A 22,506-nucleotide genomic window follows, 5' to 3' on the forward strand; every position below is an offset into this window, starting at 1 on the left:
GGGGCTCAGACCGGGTCGAGCCAGGCCTGGTCGCCCAGGCCGGAGATCTCCAGCACGCGGCGTACCTGCCGGGACGGCAGCACGGTCAGGGTGCCGGAGAACTGCTGGGCGAGCCGGACGACCGCGTGGATGGCCGCCGAGTCGAAGAAGGTCACCGCCCGCAGGTCGAGGGTGAGCCGGCTGGCGGGCTCGCGCAGGGCGGTCTGGATCATCGTGTCGGCCGTCGCCATGTCGACCTCGCCGGTGACCACCACGTGGAGGTGCTCCCCATCGATCTCCGCCCGGGCGGAGAAGACGGGTGGTGCTCCCCCTTGATCCACGCAGACACCATGGCACAGCCGACCAGGCAGGGCAACAACCGGTCCCGACCGGCCGTGGCACGGGTCACGGCGTCGGCGACGATAGGCTTGGCGGCATGACCGTCCGTGCGCCGCTGACCCCAGGCACGCTGTCCCCGACGCGACCGGTGCCCGCCCACATTCCCCGCCCGGAGTACGTGGGCAAGAAGGCGCCGCAGCAGTGGCGCGGCTCGCACGTGCAGACGCCGGAGACCATCGAGAAGATGCGGATCGCCAGTCGGCTCGCCGCCCAGGCGACGCAGCTCGCCGGTGAGCACTGCAAGCCCGGCGTCACCACCGATGAGATCGACCGTGTGGTGCACGAGTTCCTCTGCGACCACGACGCGTACCCGTCGACGCTCGGCTACCGGGGCTACCCCAAGTCCTGCTGCACCAGCCTCAACGAGGTCATCTGCCACGGCATCCCGGACTCCACGGTCCTGACCGACGGCGACATCATCAACGTCGACGTCACCGCGTACATCGGCGGTGTGCACGGTGACACGGACGCCACGTTCTGCGTCGGCGAGGTCAGCGAGGAGGCCCGGCTCCTCGTCGAGCGCACCCACGAGGCGATGATGCGAGGCATCCGCGCGGTCGCGCCGGGCCGCCAGATCAACGTGGTGGGCCGCGTGATCGAGTCGTACGCCAAGCGGTTCGGCTACGGCGTGGTCCGCGACTTCACCGGCCACGGGATCGGCGAGACGTTCCACAGCGGTCTCTACGTGCCGCACTACGACAGCCCTCGGCCGACGGACGTCATGGAGCCGGGGATGACCTTCACCATCGAGCCGATGATCACCCTCGGCACCTACCAGTACGACATGTGGGACGACGGGTGGACCGTCGTCACCAAGGACCGCAGGTGGACCGCCCAGTTCGAGCACACCATCGTCGTCACCGACGACGGCCACGAGATCCTCACCCTGCCGTGACCGAGACCCCCGCCGCCCTGCGCGAGGCACACCACGCGGACGTCTCCGGTGGCTGGCTGCGTCCGGCCGTCTTCGGCGCGATGGACGGCCTGGTGACCAACATCGCCCTCATCGCCGGCGTCGGCGGCGGTGGCGTCTCGCCGCACAGCATCGTGCTGACCGGCACCGCCGGCCTGGTGGCCGGCGCGATCTCGATGGGGCTCGGCGAGTACACCAGCGTGCGCTCGGCCAACGAGCAGGTCGCCGCCGAGGTCGCCAAGGAGCGGCGCGAGCTGGAACGGCACCCCGAGGCGGAGGCGCGCGAGCTGGCCGACGCCTGGGTGGCCCGGGGCCTGCCCCGGGACCTCGCCATGCAGGTCGCCGAGGCGGTACGGCGCGATCCGGAGGAGGCGCTGCGGGTGCACGTCCGCGAGGAGTTGGGCGTCGACCCTGACGACCAGCCGAGCCCGTGGGCGGCGGCGATCTCCTCGTTCGTGTTCTTCTCGCTGGGGGCGCTGATCCCCCTGCTGCCGTACCTGCTCGGCGCCACCGAACTCTGGCTGGCGCTCGCCGTCGGCGGGCTCGGGCTGTTCGCCGCCGGCGCGGTGGTGGCCCGGTTCACCAACCGACCCTGGTGGACCAGCGGCCTGCGTCAACTCGTGCTGGGCGCCGCGGCGGCCGGGGCCACCTACCTCATCGGTTCGCTGATCGGGGTGCAGGGCGGGCTGTGACGCCCGGTCAACCGCCGAGCAGATCGTCGATCGTGCCGTCGACCGGGCGGCCGCGCGCCGCCAGATCCTCGGCCTGCCGGGCCAGTACGGCACCGACCTCGGTCATGTCCGCGCCGGCCAGACCGGTACGCCGCACCGCGTCGCCCGGATCGCGGAAGTAGGTACGGCCCAGCAGGCCGGTCACGGTCGCCGCGGCCAATCGCGCCTCACCGAGCATCAGCAGCGCCTGGTCGGTCTCGTACCACTCGGCCAGCCGGGCTGCCCGCGCGTGCGCGGCGCTGCCCCGGTACCAGGCCTGCCGCGCCGCCGTGCTGAACTCCGCCGGTCGGGCCCGGGCGAGCCGGCCGAGGTGCTCGTCGCGCAACGTCCGCAGCCAGCCCGTCGGGTCGAACAGCGATCGGGTGGTGACGTACCGGTCGGCGGTCAGGGGCCACAACGGGGAGAGCACCCGGGCCTGCCCGAGGTAGTCGTCGGCGGCGGCCACGGTCAGGTCGACAAGCACCCCGTCCACCCGCCGGGTCGCCGGCGGCGGCCCGCCACCCGGCCGGTAGGTGACCACCAGCATCCCGACCTCGCCGTCCCCGCCACCGTCGTCGTCGCCGTGCGCCAGGGGCCCGTGGACCGCGATCGCCAGCACATCGGCCGGGAAACGCCGCTGGATCGCCTCGGCCACCCGCTCAGCCACCGACCACCGCCGGTCGTCACCTATCGCGCGCACGGGCGGTACCTCCCCTGGGGCGACTGGCCTCAGCCTAGCCAGCCGACGGCGGGCCGGCCGGGCCGCCGCGCCCGGTCGGCACCAGCCGGAAGATGCGGATTTCGCGGCCCCCGGCCCGCTCGACGTAGGTGCGGTACGCCGGCCACTCGGCGACGAGCAGGTCCCACAGACGGTCCCGCTCGACCCCGGACGCCGGCTCGGCCCGCACCGGGAGTCGGCGGCCCTTCACGTCCACCTCGGCGGCCGGGTCGGCGAGCAGGTTCATCGCCCAACCGGGCTGGTGGGTCTGCCCCCAGTTGGAGCCGATCACCACGTACGCGTCGCCGTCCGGCACGTAGAGCAGGGGGTTGCTGCGCGGTCTGCCGGACCGGCGGCCGGTCGTGGTGATCACCAGGGACGGCAGCAGACCGAGCGCGACCACGCGCCCTCGGGTGAGCCGGCCGACGATCCGGTCGGCCGGGACCAGCAGGCGGGCGGCGGCCCCGAACCAGCGGTGGTGGCCGAGTCGGCGGGTGAGGGTAGCGAGCGCTGACACGCGGATCAGTCTGCCGGTTGCCCCGCCCCGGCGGCACCCCCGGGACGGTCCGGTTCCGGCCGGGCGGAGGCGACCTCAGTCCAGGCGGCGTTCGATCGGCAGCCGGGCCCGGGTGAACAGGCCCGCGCCGAGCATCGCCACCACCGGCACCAGCACCAGGACGCCCAGCGCCGGCCACGGCACCAGGTAGGGATACGGCTCCCGCGCCGGCCAGGCTGTGGCGTACTCCCGGTTGGCCGAGAACAGCACGATCGCCGCGGTGCCGAGGCCGGCCACGATGCCGAGCACCGAACCGAGACCCGCGATCACCCCGGCCTGACAGATCGCCAGCAGCCGGCGTACGGCCGGGGCCGCGCCGACCGCCGCGAGCGTGGACAGCTCCGCGCGGCCCTCGGCGGCGGCGAGCGCCGTGGCGATCCCGGCCGCGCCCACCGTGATCACTCCGGCCGCCGCCGCGAGCAGCAACAGCAGCGGCGAGTCGTCCCGGGGGGCCGCGCCCTCCTCCACCTGGAGGGAGAACGTTCCGAAGGCCCGCAGGTCGGCGGTGAACCGGTCCTGGCGACGTTGACTGGGCGGCGTCGAGGCGTCGATCACCCAGCCGTTCGAAACCGGCTTCAGGGCCATCTGCCGGGCCGCCGTCGGGGACAGCAGGAGGCGAGGCTGGCCGTTCGTCGGCGCCAGGGCGTACCCGGGCAGGTCCCGTCGCGTGGTGGTCACCTCGTCCCGGCCGGCCCGTACCTCGTTCACCTGCACGGTCACCAGCCCGTCGTGCAGGTAGCGCGGATCGGTCACCACCACGCCGCCGGCGTGCAGCACGGCGGTGGCGGCGGTGGTCGTCGCCGGGTCGGCGCCGGTGAGGAGCGGCAGCGCGCTGCCGTCGTCCACGAGCGTCTGCACGTAGGTCCCGAAGTAGTCCTCCGCGCGGTCCCGGCAGCGCGGGTCCGCCAGCGCCTGCCGACGTTGGGTCGTCGACATGTCGTCCCCGGGCTGGAAGGGGCAGACACGATCCGGCGGGACTTCCGGTACGACGGAGCAGTAGCTGGCCGGACCGCCGGCCGACGGGCAGGCCGTGGCCTGCACCAGGGCGACGGCGCGGGCACCGAGGTGTTCCCGGGCGGCGATGCTGACCTGCTCCAACGTCGGTTCCGGCCGCAGGGCCGGGTCATCGCGGTTGACCAGGACGTGACCGGTGGGCAGCAGCGGTTGATAGGTGCGGGCGTCGCGGACCGCGTCGCTGGCCAGGTAGCCGCCGAGCGCGACGCTGCCGGCCACCGCCGCCATCACGGCGCAGATCGCCGGCGCGGCGGCGGCCCGGTTCCGGCTCGCGTCGCGCAGGGCGATCCGGGGCGCCAGCGGCAGCACCCGACCGAGTCGGGCGAGGCCGCCGATCAGGGTGGGTGTGCAACAGACCAGGCCCAACTCGCCGAGGATCAGGCCGGCCAGGATCACCGTCGGTGAGGTCCGGGTGGCCCCGAACGCCGCGAGCGCCGCCCCGCCGACGACCAGCGCCAACCCGACGCTGAGGGCGCGGACCCGGGGCGGGGGCGGGGTCCGTCGACCGGCGAGCCCGGCCATGACGTCCTGCCGGGCGGCCGTCCAGGCCGGCGTCAGCGCGGCCAGCACCCCGGCCAGCACCGCGACGCCGCCGAGCACGACCAGGGCCAGCGGCCAGCAGCGGTACCCGCCGAAGCGGGCGCCGAAGACGTACTGCTCCACGACGGGACGACCGGCGAACGCCGCGCCGACACCGAGCAGCAGCCCGGCCGCGGCGCCCAACACGCCCAGCACCACGCCGTCGGCGAGCACGACCCGACGCAGCTGGGCCGCATCACCGCCGGCCACCGCGACCAGCGCCAGGTCCCGGCGTCGACGGCGTACCCCCACGGCGAACGCCGGCCCGACCAGAAGCACGACCTCCAGCAGTCCCAGCCCGGCGATCAGCACCATCGTGCTCAGGTCGCCGGCGCCGGCGGGGCCGACGTACCCGGGGAAGCTCCGGGAAGGCGTCGTCGACGCCACCACGTGGCGACGCGCGACCACCACTCCGCGCTCGTTGAGGCGGGCGACCATCGCCGCGTCGACGGTGCCGGGCACGTCGATCAGCCACCTGCTGTCCGGCTGCGCATCCACCCGACCGACGGCCGCCGGGTGCAGCGCGATCACCGGACCGAGGTCGTCGGGGAACTCGACGACACCGACCACCGTGTACGTCCTGGTCCGGTCGGCGGTGAGCACCGTCTCGCCGAGGCGTCCGTCCAGCCGGCGCAGCGCTGTCGGACTCAGCGCGACCTCTCCGGGTTGCCGCGGCGCTCGCCCCGAGCGGAACCGGACCAGGCCGCGGGCCAGCGGATCGTCGAGGTCGAGGACCCAGGCCTGGAGGGTCTCGTCGCCGCGCGGGCCCCGCACCGTCACCGGGCTCCCGGCGCGGATCTCGGTGACCCGGCTGCCGGGGCCGAGCAACGCGGTCACCTCGTCGGCGGTGGTCGGACGGCCGAGCGCCGACCGGCCGTCGTCCCGGGGATACCAGGTGTCGCCCCTCTCGTCCTGGACGACCGGGGTGTCGGCGAACCAGCGCAGCTCCGCGTCGGCGACGCCCAGTCGGCGGTCGAGCTGTTCCCGCGGTGTCAGCTCGGCCATGTCGTAGCTCGCCGCCAGGAAGGCCAGCACCAGCACCGGAAGCGCGATCATCGCGAGCACCAGGGCGGTACGTCGCCGCGCCCGCCGCGACTCCCGGCGGGCGATCCGCAGCGCCGCCCGCCACGAGCCGGCCAGTTGGGCGATCCGTCGCCACCGCTCGGGCGGCGTGGGCGGCGGCCCGGTCGGGGTGTCGCCACGACCGGGCATCACCGGCGACCGACGCAGGGTCAACGCTCGCTACCGGAGAGCAGTTGCTCGACGCTGCCCAGCGGCGCGGTCGTGTCGACCAGCACGCCGTCGCGCAGGAACACCACCCGGTCGGCCCAGCCGGCGTGCCGCGCCTCGTGGGTGACCAGGATGCCGGCGGCGCCCGCGTCGACCCGGCGGCGCAACAGGTGCAGCACCGCCTCGCCGGTCTGCGAGTCGAGCGCGCCGGTCGGTTCGTCGGCGAGCACCAGCCGTCGTTCGCCGACCAGCGCGCGGGCGATGGCCACCCGCTGCTGCTGTCCACCGGAGAGTTGGTCGGGGAAACGGTCACCCAGCGCCGGCAGGCCCACCTCGGTCAGCGCGGCCAGGGCAGCCGCCCGGGCCCGTCGGCCGCCGATGCCGTCGAGTTCCAGCGGGAGCGCGACGTTCTCCAACGCGCTCAGACTGCCCAGCAGGTTGAGGTGCTGGAAGATGTAGCCGATGCGGCGGCGGCGTAGCTGCGCCAACCCGCGACGGTCCAGGGTGCCGAGCGGCTGCCCCTCCACCCGGACGTCACCCCGGGTCGGCCGGTCGAGTCCGCCGGCGAGGGCCAGCAGCGTCGACTTCCCCGAACCGGACGGTCCCATCACGGCGACCAGTTCGCCCGGTCGGACGACGAGGCTGACACCGCGCAACGCGTGTACCGCCGCCGGGCCGGTCCCGTGGGTGCGGTGGACGGCGCGCAGCTCGAGCACCGCGTCGTCCGAGTCGCTCACCGTCGGGCCTCCTCGTCGGCCCACCGAGCCGCGTCGGGCACCTCAGCGGGGGCCGATCGGGGCGGGTGCGACGGCGGGGCGCCGGGCTGATGCCGGACCAGGCTGCTCTCGCAGTGGTCCAACCAGCGCACCTCGGCCTCGGCCTGGAACACCATCGAGTCCAGGACCAGCCGCCAGGGCAGGTCCTCCGGTCGGTCGCTGCCGTACTTCAACCGGGTCAACTCCTGCAGCGCGCGCATCGTCGCGCTGCGCTGGGCCTGCACCACCGAGCGGACGTCCACCCCGGGGGTGGTGAGCGCCAGGGCCAGTTTGATCGCCAGCTCGTCGCGGGGCCGGTCGGTACGGCTGATCGGGGTGGCGAACCACAGCGCGAGGTCCGCTCGACCGGCGTCGGTGATCTCGTACGGGCGCTGACCGGCCTCGCTCTCCGGCAGCGGGCGCACCAGGCCGTCCCGTTCCAGCCGGGAGAGCGTGGTGTAGACCTGCCCGATGTTCAGCGGCCAGGTCGAGCCGGTCGACTCCTCGAATGCGGCGCGCAGCTGGTAGCCGTACATCTGGCCGCGTTCGAGGAGGGCGAGCAGCCCGTGACGGATGGACATGGCAACGGAGTATGCATACCTGGTATGGGCTGCGCAACCGGGGCGGATCGGTTCAGGTCGGGCGGCCGGGAAATGCGACAGTCGCCGGGGTCACCCCGGCGGCCTTGCGCCACCGGGTGGCCCGTACCGCGTACTCGACGAGGGCGGCCAGCGCCTGGTCACGGTCGGCGCCGGTGGTGGACGCCAACGCGGCCCGCCAGTGCGCCGCGGTGCGTTCCTCCACCTCGATGGCGAGCCGCAGGGCGCTCGCCCGGTTGGTGACCGGGAACGGTAGGGCGTAGCCGGCCCGACCCGGTGGAACGGTGGCCCCTCCGGTGCTCAGCTGCACGACCACCGCGTCGCGTCGGCGGCGGTGCGCGGCCTCGGCCTGGTGGGCGGCGTCGCGTACCGCGCCGGTGAGTCGGACGCCGATCCGCCCGTACGCGTAGATGGCCGCGTACTCGGCGGTGAGCGCGGCGGCGAGGGCCTCCTCGGCGGTGGGCTGCTTCACTTCAGTGCCTCCTGGTGGGTGGCCCGCGCCGCGGCGATCGATCCGAGCAGCGCGGCCCGTGCGGCGGGTGCGGCGGCGCAGGCGGCGGTGGCGGACTGCTGGGCGGCCTTCTCCCGGGCGCGCAGGTCGGCGAGTGCGTCCGCCGGCTCGGTGGCCGCGGTGGCGCTCGGATCGACGGCGGGTGCGGACGGCAGGGTGATGCCGACGACCCGGGCGAGTTCGGTGGCGTGCGCGGTGTGCGCCTCGGCGATGGGATTGAGGCGGTCGGCCAGGTCCGGGTGGGCGGCGGCGCTCGTCCGGTACGCCGCGGCGAGGCTCAGTGACTCGTCCACCATCGACCGCAGCGGGTCCGGCGGCGGCGCCGGCTCGTCGTCCCGGTCGAAAAGATCACAGCCTGTCAGCGGCGCTGCCGCGCCGCCGAGTGCCAGGAGTGCTCCGGCGCGCAGGAGCTTTCGACGGGAATGTCCGAATACTTGGTCGCGCTGAGTCGTTCTGCCGATCCCCACCGGGCAAGTCAACACCATCGGTGCCGGTCCGGGCGTCACCGGCGTCGGTGCGCCGCCCGGTCCACCGCCCGGCAGGCGCGTTACGCTCTGCGCAGCCGCCGGCGCGTCCGCTCCGGTGGCGTGCCGGCATGGCGGGACGACGTCCCGATCGACCAGGGAAAGGGTGCGTACATGACGCAGCGTGGCCGTGCCACCAGGTCGACGGGTCGACCCCGCGACGGCGCGGGCCCCCGCGGTCCACGCGGCGGCGGTGATCTCGCGGCCCGGCGTACCCGGTTGCGGGCCGTGATCGAGCCGGTGGTCAACGGCGTGGGCTACGACCTGGAGGACCTGTCGGTCTCCCGAGCCGGACGCCGGCACGTGGTGCGGGTGATCGTGGACGCGGACGGCGGGATCGACCTGGACGCCGTCGCGGACGTGTCCCGCGCGGTCTCCAAGGCGCTGGACGCGGCCGAGGAGGCCGACGGTGACATCGTCGCCGGGGAGTACCAGCTCGAGGTCAGCTCGCCCGGCGTGGACCGGCCGCTCACCCTGCCCCGGCACTGGCGACGCAACGTGGGTCGGCTGGTCAAGGTCACCGTCCGGGGCGCCGCGGCGCTGCCTGGCCAACGCGGCGAGCAGCCCTCCGGGGACCGCCAGGTGACCGGTCGGGTGCTCGGGGCCGACGACGAGGGCGTACGGCTGGAGACCGACGGCGGCGAGGCCCGATGGGCGTACGCGCAGCTGGGCCCGGGGCGGGTGCAGGTCGAGTTCACCCGCCTCGCCGAGCTGGGTGAGCCGGACGAGTTCGACGACGCGGACGAGACCGACGAGTACGACGATGCAGACGACATCGACGACGACGATGATGTGGAGGACGAGGAGAGGTGAACATCGACCTCGCGGCGCTGCGCGCACTCGAGCGCGAGCGGGAGATCCCGTTCGACACGATCCTCGCGGCGATCGAGACCGCGTTGCTGACCGCCTACCGGCACACTGACGGCGCCGAGCCGCACGCCCGGGTGGAGATCGACCGTAAGTCCGGCGCGGCCCTGGTGTACGCGCAGGAGATGGACGCTGACGGCTCGCTGGTGCGGGAGTGGGACGACACCCCGCACGACTTCGGCCGGATCGCCGCCATGACCGCCAAGCAGGTGATCCTCCAGCGCCTGCGGGAGGCCACCGACGAGGTGCACTTCGGCGAGTACGTGGGCCGCGAGGGCGACCTGGTCACCGGTGTGGTGCAGGCGCACGAGACGCGGATCGAGAAGGGCATCGTCAGCGTCGACCTGGGCAAGCTGGAGGGCGTCCTGCCGCAGTCCGAGCAGGTGCCCGGCGAGCGGTACGCGCACGGCGAGCGCATCCGGTGCGTGGTGGTGCACGTGGCCAAGGGCATGCGCGGGCCGCAGATCACCCTGTCCCGCTCCCACCCGGCGCTGGTCAAGAAGCTGTTCGCGCTGGAGGTGCCGGAGATCGCCGACGGCACGGTCGAGATCGGCGCGATCGCGCGTGAGGCAGGTCACCGTACGAAGATCGCCGTCCGCTCCACCACTCCCGGCGTGAACGCCAAGGGCGCCTGCATCGGCCCGATGGGTCAGCGCGTGCGGGCCGTGATGAGCGAACTGCATGGCGAAAAGATCGACATCATCGACTGGTCGGATGACCCGGCCACCTTCGTCGGGAACGCGTTGTCGCCGGCCAAGGCGCTGCGGGTCGAGGTCGTGGACCTGGCCGGTCGGGCCGCCCGGGTGACCGTCCCCGACTTCCAGCTTTCGCTCGCCATCGGCCGTGAGGGGCAGAATGCCCGCCTTGCTGCCCGGTTGACCGGTTGGCGGATCGACATTCGGTCCGACGCGGAGCAGACCGCCCCGGCGGCGCGTGGGACAGCGGATCAGGTGCCGGAGCCGGGCGGCGCGATCTCGGGCAGCTAGGGGTAGACTTCTTCCAGTGGTACGACGCGCGCAGCCGGAGCGCACCTGTGTGGGCTGTCGGCAACGTGCGCCGGCCAGCGAATTGCTGCGGATCGTCGCGATGAGGGACGAGGCTGGTCACAGCCTTCGGCCTGATACGCGCCGCAGGCTGCCGGGTCGGGGAGCGAACATGCACCCGGATCCGGCCTGCTTCGCGCTGGCGGTGCGGCGCCGCGCCTTCGGGCGAGCGCTGCGCATCACCGAGGTCCTCGACCACGGTGTGCTGGCAGAGCACGTCGATGCGCCAACCACTACGTCCGGTCAGCCCGACCGGGCGAGGGTCGCTAGCAGGGTAGGACGACCGACATGAGCACACGATGAAGTCCCTGAAATGACCAGGCTTCAAGTGCACGAGTGAGGTCGCTGCGGGTGCTGCCCGCACGACCTCGGAGTGAGGAGTGCAGTGGCAGGCAAGGCCCGCGTACACGAGCTTGCAAAAGAGCTCGGGGTCGAGAGTAAGACCGTTCTCGCCAAGCTCAAGGAGATGGGCGAGTTCGTCAAGTCCGCGTCCAGCACGGTCGAGGCGCCCGTCGCCCGACGGCTGAGGAACGCATTCGTCGCGTCCGCCGGTGCTCCGGCGCCGGCCGCCCCGTCGGCGCCCGCGCCGTCGCCGGCCTCGACGCCGACCCCGTCGCCGTCCCCGACCCCGGGCGCGCCCCGGGTCTCGGCCAAGCCGATGCCGCCTCGGCGGCCGGCCGCGCCGGTACCCGGACCGAAGCCCAAGGGTCCGGTGCCCGGTGCGCCGCAGTCGGCGGCCCCGGTCGCCAAGCCGGCGAGTGCCCACGACATCGAGGTGGCGGCCGCGGAGGCGCGTGCCGCCGCGCTGAAGGCTGAGCAGGAGGCCGCGGTCAAGGCCGCGCAGGCCGCCCGCCAGCAGCAGCGGGACAACCCCGTCCGCCGGGAGCCTCCGGCCGACGGCAACCGGCCCGGTCCTCGGCCGGGTCCCGCGGCGATGCCGCCCCGTCCCGGTTCGCCGGCCGCTCGTCCGAGCGCGCCGACTCCCGGTCCGGGTGCCCGGCCGGGCGGTCGCCCGCCGGCGCGCGGCGCCGGCAACAACCCGTTCGGTATCCAGGGCGGCCAGCAGCAGCGTCCGCCGGCCGCGGGCGCGGGTGGCCCCCGGCCCAACAGCCCGGCGGGCATGCCGCCGCGGCCGAGCCCGAACTCCATGCCGCCGCGGCCCAGCCCGGCGTCCATGCCGAGTCAGCGTCCGGCCGCCGGTCGTCCCGGCCCCGGTGGCGCGGGTCGCCCCGGTGGCGGCGCGGGTCGTCCCGGGGGCGGTGGCGGTGGCTTCCGTGGCGGTCCCGGTGGCGGCGGCGGTGGCGGTGGCTACCGCGGTGGTCCCGGTGGCGGCGGTGCCGGCGGTGGCGGTGGCTACCGTGGCGGCCCCGGTGGCGGTGGCGGTGCTCCCGGCGGTGGCTTCCGTCCGGGCGCTCCCTCCGGCGGCGGCGGACGTCCGGGTGCCGGTGGTCGTGGCCGTGGCGGTGGCGCCGCGGGTGCCTTCGGGCGTCCGGGTGGTCGACCGACCCGTGGCCGCAAGTCCAAGAAGCAGCGCAGACAGGAGTTCGACAACCTGTCGGCTCCGACCATGAGCTCGGGTGCTCCCCGGGGTCAGGGTCAGATCGTCCGGCTCTCCCGTGGCGCCTCGCTGTCGGACTTCGCCGACAAGATCAACGCCAACCCGGGTTCGCTGGTCCAGGAGATGTTCAACCTGGGCGAGATGGTCACCGCGACCCAGTCCTGCTCTGACGAGACCCTGCAGCTGCTGGGTGTGCACCTCGGCTTCGAGGTGCAGATCGTCAGCCCGGAGGACGAGGACCGCGAGCTGCTCGCGCAGTTCAACATCGACCTCGACGCGGAGGTGGCCGAGGAGCGTCTGGTCAGCCGTGCGCCGGTCGTGACCGTCATGGGTCACGTCGACCACGGTAAGACCAAGCTGCTCGACGCGATCCGTAAGGCGAACGTCGTGGCCGGTGAGGCGGGTGGCATCACCCAGCACATCGGCGCCTACCAGGTCCACGTCCCGCATGAGGGCGAGGACCGGGCGGTGACCTTCATCGACACCCCGGGTCACGAGGCGTTCACCGCCATGCGTGCCCGTGGCGCCCAGGTGACGGACGTCGTGATCCTGGTGGTCGCGGCCGACGACGGCGTGATGCCGCAGACCATCGAGGCGTTGAACCACGCCAAGGCGGCGGACGTGCCGATCGTGGTCGCGGTCAACAAGGTCGACAAGCCGGAGGCCAACCCGGACAAGGTCCGCCAGCAGCTGACCGAGTACGGCCTGGTCGCCGAGGAGTACGGCGGCGACACCATGTTCGTCAACGTGGCCGCGAAGCCGGGCATCGGCATCGAGGAACTGCTCGAGGCCGTCCTGCTCACCGCCGACGCGTCGCTGGAGCTGACCGCTCCGATCGACGGGCCGGCGCAGGGTGTGGCCATCGAGGCGCACCTGGACAAGGGTCGCGGTGCGGTGGCGACGGTGCTGGTGCAGAAGGGCACCCTGCGGGCGGGCGACTCGATCGTCGCCGGTGGGGCCCACGGCCGGGTCCGCGCCATGCTCGACGAGAACGGCAACCAGGTCGCCGAGGCCGGGCCCGCGCGTCCGGTCATGGTCCTGGGTCTGACCGCGCCGCCCGGCGCGGGTGACACGTTCCTCGCCGCGGCGGACGACCGTACGGTGCGGCAGATCGCCGAGCAGCGCCAGGCGCGGCGACGGGCGGCGGCATTCGCCAACTCCCGTGGTCGGGCCACCCTCGAGACGCTCATGGAGCAGCTCAAGGAGGGCGAGAAGACGTCGCTCAACCTCATCCTCAAGGGCGATGTCTCCGGTTCGGTGGAGGCCCTGGAGGACGCGCTGTTCAACCTCGACATCCCCGAGGAGGTCCAGCTCAAGGTCCTCGACCGGGGCGTCGGCGCGATCACCGAGAGCAACGTCATGCTCGCGAGCGCGTCGTCCGAGCCGGTCACGATCATCGGCTTCAACGTGCGGGCCTCCAACAAGGTCCGCGAGATGGCCGACCGCGAGGGCGTGGAGATCCGGTACTACACCGTCATCTACCAGGCCATCGAGGAGATCGAGGCGGCGCTCAAGGGCCTGCTCAAGCCGGAGTACGAGGAGGCCGAGCTGGGCACCGCGGAGATCCGCGACGTGTTCCGCTCGTCCAAGATCGGCAACATCTCCGGTTGCATCGTCCGGTCGGGCATCATCCGACGCAACGCGAAGGCTCGGCTGCTTCGGGACGGGACGGTCGTGGCGGACAACCTCACGATCACCTCGCTCAAGCGGTTCAAGGACGACGCCACCGAGGTCCGCGAGGGCTTCGAGTGCGGTCTGACCCTGGGTGGTTACAACAACGTCCAGGTCGGCGACGTCATCGAGACCTTCGAGATGCGGGAGAAGGTTCGCGCCTGATCCGGCAGTGACACGCTGATCAAGGGGTTTACGCCGGCCGGCGTAAACCCCTTGATCATGCGGGGTGGGGTGGCGGTATCGTCCGGGGCGATGTTCACCGGAACCGCGGTCTTCGACCTGCTGCTGCCGGGCGACTCCCGGTCGCTCAAAGCCAAGAGATCATATGTACGGCCGATCGTGGCGGCCCTGCGCCGCTTCGAGGTCTCGGCCGCCGAGGTGGGTGCGCTCGACCTGCATGGTCGAGCGGAGATAGCGGTGGCCGTGGTCGCCGCGGAGGCGGCGCACGTCCGCGAGGTGCTCGACTCCTGTGAGCACCTGGTGGCCGCCCGTCCCGAGGTCGAGTTGTTGTCCGTTCGACGCCGGCTCTACGGCGTGGACGACGACTGACCCACGGAGCCGGCGGTGCCCGGCGACCGGCGCCGCCGCGAAGGTAGTGTTCGAGATGTTGGCCGGTCGGCCGGCGGCCTCCCGGGCCGCCGAGCCGGCCGGGAGCGGGACGCCGTGGAGGTGGCGAGATGTCTGATCCGGCCAAGGTACGCCGGCACGCGGAACGAGTGCGTGAGCTGGTCGCTTCGGTGGTGCGGAGCCAGATCAAGGACCCGCGCCTGGGCATGATCACCATCACTGACGCCCGGATCACCGCTGACCTGCGGGACGCGACGGTCTTCTACACGGTGCTGGGTGACGCGGTGGCCCAGGCGGACACCGCGGCGGCTCTGGAGAGCGCCAAGGGGCTGCTGCGCAGCACGGTCGGCAAGGCGCTCGGGCTGCGGCACTCGCCGACCCTGACGTTCGTCCTCGACGACGTGCAGGACCAGGTCAAGCACATCGACGATCTGCTCGCCGCCGCCCGCAACGCCGACGCGGAGGTGCAGCGGCTCGCCGCCCGGGCCGAGTACGCGGGCGATGCGCAGCCGTACCGGGTCGACGACGAGACCGACGAGACGGACGACGCCGACGAGACCGACGACGTCACCGAGAACCCCCGGGGTGGGGCAGCGCGGTGACGGGCGTCGCCGGTGTCCAACTCGCCGCGACGGTCGACGTCGGGCCGTCCGAGGCGGACTGGGCGGCGGCCGAGGCGCTGATCCGCGCCCTCCCGTCGGCCGGCCGAGTGTTGCTGATCTGCCACGTCAACCCGGACGGTGACGCGCTGGGCAGCATGCTCGGCTTCGGTCTGGGCCTGCGGCAGCTGGGCGTACACCGGTTGCAGGCGACCTTCCCCGGGCCGCCGGAGGTGCCCGAACCGTTCCGAGGTCTGCCCGGGATGGAGCTTCTGGTTCCGTCGAGCGACGCCGACCCGGCGCCGGACCTCGTGATCTGCTTCGACGCGGCCAGCGAGTCGCGCCTCGGTGAGCTGGCCGATCGGCTGTCGACGGCCGGTGCGTCACTGGTGCTCGACCACCACGCCTCGAATCCGGGCTTCGGCACGGTCAACCTGGTCGACCCGGGGGCCGCCGCCACGTCGGTGGTCGCCGATCAGCTCCTGGCACGGCTGGGTGTGACGGTGGACCGGGCCATCGCCGAGTGCCTCTACGTGGCGCTGACCACGGACACCGGCTCGTTCCGCTTCGAGGCGACCACTCCGGTCGTACACCAGATGGCCGCCCGGTTCCTGGCCACCGGCATCTCGCCCGGTGACATCTCCCGGCGTGTCTTCGACACCCGACCCTTCGGAGCGGTTCGACTCTTCGGAGAGGTGCTCGGCCGAGCCCGTCTGGAGCCGTCCGCCGCCGACGGTCGGGGACTGGTGTGGACCTTCGCCACCCTCGACGATCTGGCCCGCCACGACCAGCGGCCGTACGTGCTGGAGGCGCTCATCGACTCGGTGCGGTGCACCGCCGAGGCGGACGTGAGCTGCGTGTTGAAGCAGACCGCGCCCGACGAGTGGGCCGTGTCCATGCGCAGCAAGGGCGCGGTGAACGTCAGCCGCGTGGCGGTCGCGCTGGGCGGGGGCGGCCACAGGTTCGCGGCCGGGTTCACCGGCCGGGGGAGCGCCGAGCAGGTCGTCGAGGCGATCCGTGGTGAGTTGGGCGAGGCGCTGATCTCCGGCGTCGGCTGACCCCTCACGGGCCGTCCGCTGCGCCGGCGCAGCGGGTGGGGACGGCAAGTTCAGGGTCAGCTCCGGGGAGTGTTGGTCTTCCCGCGCTGCGTGAGACCGGGAAGAATTGCGGGATGGAGCAGCCGCACGATCTCACCGTGGAGGCCCCCCGAGCCTGGGACCGGCCCTCCGTCTCCGTTCCGGTTCTCCTCTGCCTGTCCCTCGTCGGCGGTCGGTTCGCGTCGTTCTCCACCGAGGCGAATCTCTACACGCTCGGCACCGGCGGCGTCTTGATCTGGCTCGGTCTGAGCAACCGGGTGCCCCGGCGTCCGGCACCGCCCCGGTTGGGCCCGGGCGCAGCGTGGTGGGCCCTGCCGGTGGTGATCTTCGGGGTCTTCGAGGGCGTGACCTTCGTGCTCGCCGTGGGCGACGACTTTCCCACCTTCTCCCGGCTCGCCGACCCCCTCCTGGAAGATCATCTGACCCGATCGGTGGCGTGGTTCGCCTGGTTGTCCGCGTTCTGGGGGTTGGTGCGGCGATGATGCGGGCCCTCGCGATCGGCGGCTTCCTGGCCGCGCTCGTCCTCTTCGCCGTCATCGAGGTGTTGGCCCGTCGGGAGGGCTCCCGGATCCCCACGATGAGCGACATGTGCGCGTACGTGATGCGCTACGAGGTGGGGCCGGTGCCGGTGGGCAGGATCGGTCTGTTCGGTTTCTGGTGGTGGCTGGGCTGGCACTTCCTGGCCCGTTGAGGCGGGTTGCCGATGGTCCAAATGGCGGGAACCGTGGGCAGCATATGGACCTGAACGATAACTTGGGAAGTGGCCGGCGCCACGTTGTGGTGCAGGTCGTGGGTGGTGGCGCCACACCTCGCGCTGCCTCCCTCCAGGGTCGGACCGACCCGGGCTCTCGCTGCCCAGTCGGCTGCTCCGGTAACCCCGGACCGCCGTGGGGCGCTCAGCACGACCGCCCGTGAGGGCCGCCGCGTGCCGGTGGCTCGCACCCTGGAAGGAGCGCCACCATGCCGAACAAGCCCAAGCCCGAGACCACCGACGACGCCCGCGAGCAGGCCCGCCGCGCGCTGCAGACGTCGATGGACACCCGTCAGTGAGTCGACCAGCCCGCTGGTGATCCCTTCGGTCGGCCTGGTCGGACGCGCCCCGGTGCTCCTTCGGAGCTGAATCGTCTGCGGCATCACGGGACGACTCGTCTGCGGCATCAGCTTCAAAGCCTCTGACCGGTGGCCTCAACCCCCACGTGATCAAGCGCAACCGGCGAGCGCAACCACACGTGCGTAAGCGGTCGGTGGGATTGCGATCCTTACCGCGCTCGTGCCAGGATCGTCGGCGATGAGCCAGACCGCCACCGTCGACCGATCCGCCTCACCACGCCGGATCGCGAGCCTCGCCCTGCCAGCGCTCGTGGTGCTCGCCGCCGAGCCGCTCTACGTGCTCGTCGACACGGCCGTCGTCGGGCACCTCGGTCGAGTGCCACTCGCCGCGCTCGCCGTCGGCGGCACGGTGATGACGCTCACCGCCTGGCTCGGGACGGTCGTCGCGTACGGCACCACGGGGCGCTCGGCCCGTCGCTTCGGCGCGGGCGACCGGGCGGCGGCGGTGGCCGAGGGAGTGCAGTCGTCCTGGCTGGCGCTCGGTGTCGGACTGCTGGTCGCGATCGGCATGCAGATCGGCGGGGGCGCTCTGGCGCGTACCCTCGCCGGAGGTGGCGGCGACGTGGCCGGCGCCGCCGCTGCGTGGCTGCGCGTCGCGGCGCTCGGGGCCCCCGGCCTGCTGCTCGCCGCAGCCGGCAACGGCTGGCTGCGCGGCGTGCAGGACACCCGCCGCCCGCTGTACTTCGTGCTCGGCCCCAACCTGGTCTCCGCGCTGCTCTGTCCGCTGCTGGTCTATCCCGCGGGCCTGGGCCTGACCGGCTCGGCGGTCGCCAACGCGGTCGCGCAGACGCTCTCCGGCGTGCTCTTCGCCGGGGCGCTGGTCGCCGAGCGGGTGTCGCTGCGGCCCCGGCCGCGCCTGATCCGCGACCAGTTGGTGCTCAGCCGGGACCTGCTGATCCGAGGCCTGGCGTTCCAGGCCAGCTTCCTCTCCGCGACGGCGGTCGCCGCCCGTTTCGGCGCCGCCGCCGTCGGCGCGCACCAGATCGCCCTGCAACTGTGGTTCTTCACGGCGCTGGTGCTCGACGCCCTGGCCATCGCCGCGCAGTCCCTCGTCGGCGCCGCCCTCGGGTCCGGCGACGCGGCGGGCGCCCGGGCATTGGCCCGCCGGATCGGCCTGCTCGGCGGCCTCTGCGGCGTCGCCTTCGCCCTGGTCATCGCCGCCGGCGCGGGCGTCGTGCCGTCCTGGTTCAGCTCGGACGGGCAGGTACGCGAGCAGGCCATGGTCGCCTGGCCGTGGTTCGTCGCCATGTTGCCCCTGGCCGGGGTCGTGTTCGCGCTCGACGGCGTGCTGATCGGTGCCGGCGACGTCCGCTACCTGCGCAACCTCACCATCGTGGCGGCGCTCGGCGGATTCCTGCCGGCCATCTGGCTGGCGTACGTGCTCGATCTGGGGCTCGGTGGCATCTGGGCGGGACTCACCCTGTTCGTGGTGATCCGACTCGTCGCCCTGTTGCTGCGGGTGCGCTCCGGCGGCTGGGCGGTGGTCGGGGCGGTTCGCTGACCCGCTGGCCGGTCAGCAGCGGACGGTGGTCGGCGCGGGCGCGTCGAGATCGAAGATCGTGCCCGGATCGCCCGCCGGTATCCGGTCCCCGTGCACATCGGCGATCCAGAACTGCTCCTGCACCCACCCGTCACGGAGCTTGTCGCAGTCCGCGTTCCAGGTCACCACATCCGCCGAGACGAGCCACAGGCCTCGAGCGGAAGCCGGCACGTCCTCCGGGTGCGGCACCTGCCACACCACGCGGTCACGCAGCGCGACCACACTGGCGCCGGCCGGTGCTCGCAGGTCCACGTCGAAGGGGTACGCCCACACGAACTCCGTGGACACCTCCAGCATCCGGGTCCCGTTCTCCGTGGTGGCCCGATAACTGACCCGTCCGTCCGCGCGGACGCCGGGCTTCCACTCCGAGGGCGACGCCATCCGGGTCGCGTACCGCAGGAAGGCGTTGCCGGTGAAGTCCGACCGGAGCTCCTCACGCACGTCCGGGGCGAGCAGCCGGAGGAACGGTTCCGGGTCACCCAGGAGCATGGACGTGTCCAGTCGGCTCTCGATCAACCCTTTCCGCACCGACTCCAACGCCGCCCTCACCTGCGCCTCGGTGAAGGGCCCGGTGGCCTTCGCCGCCGGCATCCGCACGGCCTGTTCACCGGGGAGGAAGGAGGCCGCCGGTGACCCGGCGAACAGGTCCCGCGGTTCGCCCACTCTGCTGACCGGCGGGGTGCCGCTCGGGGTGGGAGTCGCCGAGGTGGAGGTGCGGACGCCATCGGCGATCCGGTCGACGATCACCAGGCCCCCGCCGACCATCGCCAGGGCCAGCACCAGGCCGAGCCCCAGCATCAGTGCGCCGTTGTGCCGGGCGGAGAAGAAGCGGACCCGTTCCCAGCCGGTGGGTCGGTGCTCGGTCTGCGCCGAGCTCATCCACTCCGGTAGCGCCACGGGGTTGACCCCCGCGACAGCGGTCGGCGGCGAAGGCGGATCGGTCGGGTCCGGGGGTGTGGGTTCGTTCGGCGGCGTCGGTGTCATGGTTCTTCCCCGTCAGTAGTCGCCGCTGGTGGCCAGCGCGAGCACATAGTAGGCGGCCGTCACCAGCCCCGTGCCGAGGACGGCGGCCACGATGAAGGACAGCACGGCGACGAGGTGTGGATGCGTCTCGCTCCACCGAGCCCGGTCGCGTCGGCGCCAGATCGCGCGACGGGCCGTCCGCAGCGCCGGCGAACGTTCGATGAGATCGTCGACGTAGCGTGCCGGCGTTCGCCGCTTCGGTGTCGGATCCCGCATCCAGTGCGGCAGATCGACCCGAGCGTGGTGCTCGTGGGCCGGAGGGCGGTCGGGGGTCATCGGAGTGCTTGTCCTCCTCTGGGAGAGCGGGCGGATGATCTTCGCATCCGGAGAGGTCGGCGGCCGACCCGTGCGACAAACCGGCCGAACCAGCGAATCGGTCGGACCTGCGCGAGCGGAGGCTCGCTGCACGGCGGGCGTGCCCACGCGGCGCGCGGTCCGGGTCGTCTGGCAGGCTTGGGCGACGTGAGCACCGATGGTCTGATCGTCGTCGACAAGCCCGGCGGCATGACGTCGCACGACGTGGTGGCGCGGATCCGCCGGCTGGCGAAGACCCGGCGGGTGGGGCACGGCGGCACCCTCGATCCGATGGCCACCGGCGTGCTGGTGATCGGCGTGGGCCGCGCCACCCGGTTGCTGACCTACGTGATCGGCGCGGGCAAGAGCTACACCGGCACGATCCGGCTGGGCCAGGCCACCGTCACCGACGACGCCGAGGGTGACGTGATCGCCACCACCCCGGCCGGTCACGTCACCGACGAGGCCGTCCACGCCGCGCTGACCGCGCTGACCGGCGAGGTCGACCAGGTGCCGAGCGCGGTCAGCGCCATCAAGATCGACGGGCAGCGGGCGTACAAGCGGGTACGCGACGGTGAGACCGTCGACCTGCCCGCACGTCGGGTGACCATCTCCCGGCTGGAGGTGCTCGCGATCCGCCGCGCCGAGCCGGACGTGCTGGACGTGGACATCGACGTGACCTGCTCCTCGGGCACGTACATCCGGGCCATCGCCCGGGACGCCGGCCTGGCCCTCGGTGTCGGCGGGCACCTCACCGCGCTGCGCCGGACCGCGGTGGGTGGCTTCGCCCTCGCCGAGGCGGCCACCCTCGACCAGCTCGAGGAGCGCGCCCCGGACGTGGTCAACCTGCCGTTGGACGCGGCGGCCGACCGGTTCTTCCCGCGCCGTGACGCGACCCCCGACGAGGCGAAGGTGCTCGGCCACGGCGGTCCGTTGAACCCGGCCGGCATCATCGGGCCGTACGCGGTCTTCGGTCCGACCGGTGGCCTCATCGCTATCGTCAGCGAGCGGGACGGCCGGGCCCGCGCGGAGATCGTGCTCGCACCGGCCTGACGGCGGGACCCAGGTCCGCCGGCCCGCTGGCCGGCGAAGTCGACCCGCCGGCGGGCGGACAGCAGGGAGAGGATCGGCATGCAGCGGTGGCGGGGGTACGACGCGGCGCCCGGAGGGTGGGGGCGCTCGGTCGTCACCATCGGCGTCTTCGACGGCGTGCACAAGGGGCACCAGGCGACCATCGGGCACGCCGTGGCGCGGGCCCGCGAGTTGGGCGTGCAGTCGGTGGTGGTCACCTTCGACCCGCATCCGGCCGAGGTCGTCCGCCCCGGTTCGCACCCGGCGATCCTCACCGAGCCGGGCCGCAAGGCCGAGTTGATCGAGGCCCTCGGCGTGGACGTGCTCTGCGTGGTGCCGTTCACCCCGGAGTTCTCCCGGCTGCCGCCCGAGCAGTTCGCGCACGACGTCCTGGTCGAGCACCTGCACGCCGCGCTGGTGGTGGTCGGCGATAACTTCCGCTTCGGGCACCGCGCGGCCGGTGACGTGGCCCTGCTGGAGCGGCTGGGCCAGACCTTCGGCTTCGGGGTGGAGGGCAGCCCACTGATCGCCGAGGCCGGCACCGTCTTCTCCTCCACGTACATCCGCTCCTGCGTCGACGCAGGCGACGTGGGCGCCGCGGCGGGAGCGCTGGGTCGGGCGCACCGGGTGGAGGGCGTGGTGGTCCGTGGTGACCAGCGCGGCCGGGTGCTGGGCTTTCCCACCGCGAACCTGCTCTGCCACCGGTACGCGGCGGTACCCGCCGACGGGGTGTACGCGGCCCGCATGATTCGCCGGGGCCACCCCGAGCCGTTGATGGCCGCGGTGTCGGTCGGCACCAACCCGACCTTCTCCGGCCGGGAGCGGCGGGTCGAGGCGTACGCGCTGGACTTCTCCGGTGATCTCTACGGCGAACGGCTGGCGTTGGACTTCGTGACGCACCTGCGCGGGCAGGTCCGGTACGACTCGATCGAGCCGCTGATCGCCCAGATCGAAGAGGACGTCGAGCGCACCAGACGCGCGCTGAGCTGATCATCCGCCGGGCCGCGCGGGCCCTTGGCCGGGTGTTACCGGCGGGTGCTGGTAGTCTTGCGGGGACGTCGGGTGACCGGCGTGGGGCCTCGCGTGCCTGCTCGACGCCGCGGGTGCGAGGAACCGGTCCGTTCCCGGTCCCGATCGGGACGACGGACACCCACTTGATCAACCCACTGAAACAGGGAGAACATGGCGCTCGACCAGGAAGCCAAGGCCAGCATCCGCGCGGAGTACGCGACCGCCGAGGGCGACACCGGTTCGCCGGAGGTGCAGGTCGCGGTCCTCACCAAGCGGATCGCCGAGCTGACCGAGCACCTGAAGGTGCACAAGCACGACCACCACAGCCGCCGTGGGCTGCTGCTGCTGGTCGGCCGTCGCCGTCGGCTGCTCAACTACGTCCAGAAGAAGGACATCGCCCGCTACCGGACGCTCATCGAGCGGCTCGGTCTGCGCCGGTGACGTGACGGGGGAGCGGCCGCACGGCGGCTCCCCCGATCCGCGTCCCACCTGAAAGAACACGGGCCGCGCGACCACCCGAGAGGGAGCCGGTCAGCGTACCGGTCTCCGGTAGTGGCCCCCGGGA

The 22,506-nt window shown here is 73.0% G+C and carries 25 protein-coding genes; 15 read left to right on the forward strand and 10 right to left on the reverse strand.

Features of this window, described 5'->3' with window-relative positions; translation table 11 throughout:
* Window positions 1-5: 5 nt before the first annotated feature.
* Window positions 6-320 (reverse strand): STAS domain-containing protein, encoded by a 315-nt coding sequence (locus ACQPZK_RS07140; RefSeq protein ID WP_433537522.1) that lies wholly within the window; start codon window positions 318-320, stop codon window positions 6-8.
* A gap of 95 nt (window positions 321-415) precedes the next feature.
* Between ACQPZK_RS07140 and map the strand changes: the two genes are divergently transcribed.
* On the forward strand, window positions 416-1,273 hold the full coding sequence (gene map / locus ACQPZK_RS07145) for a type I methionyl aminopeptidase (RefSeq protein ID WP_433537523.1): 858 nt from the start codon (window positions 416-418) through the stop codon (window positions 1,271-1,273).
* Window positions 1,270-1,983: a VIT1/CCC1 transporter family protein gene (locus ACQPZK_RS07150; RefSeq protein WP_433537524.1), complete on the forward strand. Its 714-nt coding sequence runs from the start codon at window positions 1,270-1,272 to the stop codon at window positions 1,981-1,983. Before map ends, ACQPZK_RS07150 begins: the two co-directional genes overlap by 4 nt.
* 7 nt (window positions 1,984-1,990) lie before the next feature.
* Here the strand turns inward: ACQPZK_RS07150 and ACQPZK_RS07155 are convergent, their stop codons facing one another.
* The 7 genes from ACQPZK_RS07155 to ACQPZK_RS07185 all read right to left on the reverse strand — a co-directional run bounded on the left by ACQPZK_RS07155 (window position 1,991) and on the right by ACQPZK_RS07185 (window position 8,448).
* Window positions 1,991-2,668: a nucleotidyltransferase domain-containing protein gene (locus ACQPZK_RS07155; protein WP_433537525.1), complete on the reverse strand. Its 678-nt coding sequence runs from the start codon at window positions 2,666-2,668 to the stop codon at window positions 1,991-1,993.
* A 67-nt stretch (window positions 2,669-2,735) separates the two neighbouring features.
* A complete protein-coding gene (locus ACQPZK_RS07160; RefSeq protein WP_433537526.1) occupies window positions 2,736-3,236 on the reverse strand; it encodes a nitroreductase/quinone reductase family protein in 501 nt (166 codons plus the stop codon).
* Between the two features lie 75 nt (window positions 3,237-3,311).
* Window positions 3,312-6,104: an FtsX-like permease family protein gene (locus tag ACQPZK_RS07165; protein WP_433537527.1), complete on the reverse strand. Its 2,793-nt coding sequence runs from the start codon at window positions 6,102-6,104 to the stop codon at window positions 3,312-3,314.
* Window positions 6,101-6,835: an ABC transporter ATP-binding protein gene (locus tag ACQPZK_RS07170; protein ID WP_433537528.1), complete on the reverse strand. Its 735-nt coding sequence runs from the start codon at window positions 6,833-6,835 to the stop codon at window positions 6,101-6,103. Before ACQPZK_RS07170 ends, ACQPZK_RS07165 begins: the two co-directional genes overlap by 4 nt.
* The gene (locus ACQPZK_RS07175; RefSeq protein ID WP_433537529.1) at window positions 6,832-7,434 is read right to left on the reverse strand and encodes a PadR family transcriptional regulator; all 603 of its coding nucleotides are present in this window, start codon (window positions 7,432-7,434) and stop codon (window positions 6,832-6,834) included. The genes ACQPZK_RS07170 and ACQPZK_RS07175 overlap by 4 nt, the downstream gene beginning before the upstream one ends.
* A gap of 52 nt (window positions 7,435-7,486) precedes the next feature.
* Window positions 7,487-7,924 (reverse strand): ferritin-like domain-containing protein, encoded by a 438-nt coding sequence (locus ACQPZK_RS07180; RefSeq protein WP_433537530.1) that lies wholly within the window; start codon window positions 7,922-7,924, stop codon window positions 7,487-7,489.
* A complete protein-coding gene (locus ACQPZK_RS07185) occupies window positions 7,921-8,448 on the reverse strand; it encodes a hypothetical protein (RefSeq protein ID WP_433539133.1) in 528 nt (175 codons plus the stop codon). Before ACQPZK_RS07185 ends, ACQPZK_RS07180 begins: the two co-directional genes overlap by 4 nt.
* A 153-nt stretch (window positions 8,449-8,601) precedes the next feature.
* On the opposite strand from ACQPZK_RS07185, the gene rimP reads away from it, so the two are divergent.
* The 10 genes from rimP (at window position 8,602) to ACQPZK_RS07235 (ending at window position 18,503) form a co-directional block, all read left to right on the forward strand.
* Window positions 8,602-9,300 carry a ribosome maturation factor RimP gene (gene rimP, locus ACQPZK_RS07190; RefSeq protein ID WP_433537531.1) on the forward strand — a complete coding sequence of 233 codons (699 nt, stop codon included), beginning with the start codon at window positions 8,602-8,604 and terminating at the stop codon, window positions 9,298-9,300.
* Entirely contained in the window at window positions 9,297-10,340 is a 1,044-nt protein-coding gene (gene nusA / locus ACQPZK_RS07195) for a transcription termination factor NusA (protein WP_433537532.1), read from the forward strand. Before rimP ends, nusA begins: the two co-directional genes overlap by 4 nt.
* A gap of 16 nt (window positions 10,341-10,356) precedes the next feature.
* The gene (locus ACQPZK_RS07200; RefSeq protein WP_433537533.1) at window positions 10,357-10,689 is read left to right on the forward strand and encodes a YlxR family protein; all 333 of its coding nucleotides are present in this window, start codon (window positions 10,357-10,359) and stop codon (window positions 10,687-10,689) included.
* A gap of 93 nt (window positions 10,690-10,782) precedes the next feature.
* Window positions 10,783-13,791 carry a translation initiation factor IF-2 gene (infB, locus tag ACQPZK_RS07205; protein ID WP_433537534.1) on the forward strand — a complete coding sequence of 1,003 codons (3,009 nt, stop codon included), beginning with the start codon at window positions 10,783-10,785 and terminating at the stop codon, window positions 13,789-13,791.
* A gap of 90 nt (window positions 13,792-13,881) precedes the next feature.
* Complete coding sequence (locus ACQPZK_RS07210) at window positions 13,882-14,178, forward strand: DUF503 domain-containing protein (RefSeq protein WP_039905658.1); 297 nt, start codon at window positions 13,882-13,884, stop codon at window positions 14,176-14,178.
* Window positions 14,179-14,306: 128 nt separating this feature from the next.
* Entirely contained in the window at window positions 14,307-14,798 is a 492-nt protein-coding gene (gene rbfA / locus ACQPZK_RS07215) for a 30S ribosome-binding factor RbfA (protein ID WP_433537535.1), read from the forward strand.
* Window positions 14,795-15,853, forward strand: coding sequence for a DHH family phosphoesterase (locus tag ACQPZK_RS07220; RefSeq protein ID WP_433537536.1), 1,059 nt, complete (start codon window positions 14,795-14,797; stop codon window positions 15,851-15,853). Before rbfA ends, ACQPZK_RS07220 begins: the two co-directional genes overlap by 4 nt.
* A 113-nt stretch (window positions 15,854-15,966) precedes the next feature.
* The gene (locus tag ACQPZK_RS07225) at window positions 15,967-16,374 is read left to right on the forward strand and encodes a hypothetical protein (protein ID WP_433537537.1); all 408 of its coding nucleotides are present in this window, start codon (window positions 15,967-15,969) and stop codon (window positions 16,372-16,374) included.
* Entirely contained in the window at window positions 16,374-16,583 is a 210-nt protein-coding gene (locus ACQPZK_RS07230) for a DUF6186 family protein (protein WP_425731759.1), read from the forward strand. Before ACQPZK_RS07225 ends, ACQPZK_RS07230 begins: the two co-directional genes overlap by 1 nt.
* A gap of 597 nt (window positions 16,584-17,180) precedes the next feature.
* A complete protein-coding gene (locus tag ACQPZK_RS07235; RefSeq protein ID WP_433537538.1) occupies window positions 17,181-18,503 on the forward strand; it encodes an MATE family efflux transporter in 1,323 nt (440 codons plus the stop codon).
* 12 nt (window positions 18,504-18,515) lie between these two features.
* On the opposite strand, the gene ACQPZK_RS07240 is transcribed toward ACQPZK_RS07235, so the two are convergent.
* Window positions 18,516-19,439, reverse strand: coding sequence for a hypothetical protein (locus ACQPZK_RS07240; protein WP_433537539.1), 924 nt, complete (start codon window positions 19,437-19,439; stop codon window positions 18,516-18,518).
* Between the two features lie 99 nt (window positions 19,440-19,538).
* On the reverse strand, window positions 19,539-19,841 hold the full coding sequence (locus tag ACQPZK_RS07245) for a hypothetical protein (protein WP_433537540.1): 303 nt from the start codon (window positions 19,839-19,841) through the stop codon (window positions 19,539-19,541).
* 186 nt (window positions 19,842-20,027) lie between these two features.
* Here ACQPZK_RS07245 and truB point away from each other — a divergent pair, with 186 nt between their 5' ends.
* The 3 genes from truB to rpsO all read left to right on the forward strand — a co-directional run bounded on the left by truB (window position 20,028) and on the right by rpsO (window position 22,382).
* Window positions 20,028-20,912 (forward strand): tRNA pseudouridine(55) synthase TruB, encoded by an 885-nt coding sequence (gene truB / locus ACQPZK_RS07250; RefSeq protein ID WP_433537541.1) that lies wholly within the window; start codon window positions 20,028-20,030, stop codon window positions 20,910-20,912.
* Window positions 20,913-20,990: 78 nt separating this feature from the next.
* A complete protein-coding gene (locus ACQPZK_RS07255) occupies window positions 20,991-21,920 on the forward strand; it encodes a bifunctional riboflavin kinase/FAD synthetase (protein WP_433537542.1) in 930 nt (309 codons plus the stop codon).
* A 192-nt stretch (window positions 21,921-22,112) separates the two neighbouring features.
* Window positions 22,113-22,382 (forward strand): 30S ribosomal protein S15, encoded by a 270-nt coding sequence (rpsO, locus tag ACQPZK_RS07260; protein ID WP_007456699.1) that lies wholly within the window; start codon window positions 22,113-22,115, stop codon window positions 22,380-22,382.
* The last annotated feature ends 124 nt before the right edge of the window (window positions 22,383-22,506 follow it).

Source organism: Micromonospora sp. CA-249363, assembly GCF_050950185.1.
Taxonomy (GTDB): Bacteria; Actinomycetota; Actinomycetes; order Mycobacteriales; family Micromonosporaceae; genus Micromonospora.

Coding starts and splice junctions, on each gene's coding strand:
- ACQPZK_RS07235 (WP_433537538.1), top strand. CDS start 17,181: ATGAGCCAGACCGCCACCGTCGACCGATCCGCCTCACCACGCCGGATC.
- rpsO (WP_007456699.1), top strand. CDS start 22,113: ATGGCGCTCGACCAGGAAGCCAAGGCCAGCATCCGCGCGGAGTACGCG.
- ACQPZK_RS07185 (WP_433539133.1), bottom strand. CDS start 8,448: ATGGTGTTGACTTGCCCGGTGGGGATCGGCAGAACGACTCAGCGCGAC.
- rbfA (WP_433537535.1), top strand. CDS start 14,307: ATGTCTGATCCGGCCAAGGTACGCCGGCACGCGGAACGAGTGCGTGAG.
- ACQPZK_RS07230 (WP_425731759.1), top strand. CDS start 16,374: ATGCGGGCCCTCGCGATCGGCGGCTTCCTGGCCGCGCTCGTCCTCTTC.
- ACQPZK_RS07210 (WP_039905658.1), top strand. CDS start 13,882: ATGTTCACCGGAACCGCGGTCTTCGACCTGCTGCTGCCGGGCGACTCC.
- ACQPZK_RS07175 (WP_433537529.1), bottom strand. CDS start 7,434: ATGTCCATCCGTCACGGGCTGCTCGCCCTCCTCGAACGCGGCCAGATG.
- ACQPZK_RS07255 (WP_433537542.1), top strand. CDS start 20,991: ATGCAGCGGTGGCGGGGGTACGACGCGGCGCCCGGAGGGTGGGGGCGC.
- ACQPZK_RS07245 (WP_433537540.1), bottom strand. CDS start 19,841: ATGACCCCCGACCGCCCTCCGGCCCACGAGCACCACGCTCGGGTCGAT.
- ACQPZK_RS07225 (WP_433537537.1), top strand. CDS start 15,967: ATGGAGCAGCCGCACGATCTCACCGTGGAGGCCCCCCGAGCCTGGGAC.
- rimP (WP_433537531.1), top strand. CDS start 8,602: ATGACGCAGCGTGGCCGTGCCACCAGGTCGACGGGTCGACCCCGCGAC.
- map (WP_433537523.1), top strand. CDS start 416: ATGACCGTCCGTGCGCCGCTGACCCCAGGCACGCTGTCCCCGACGCGA.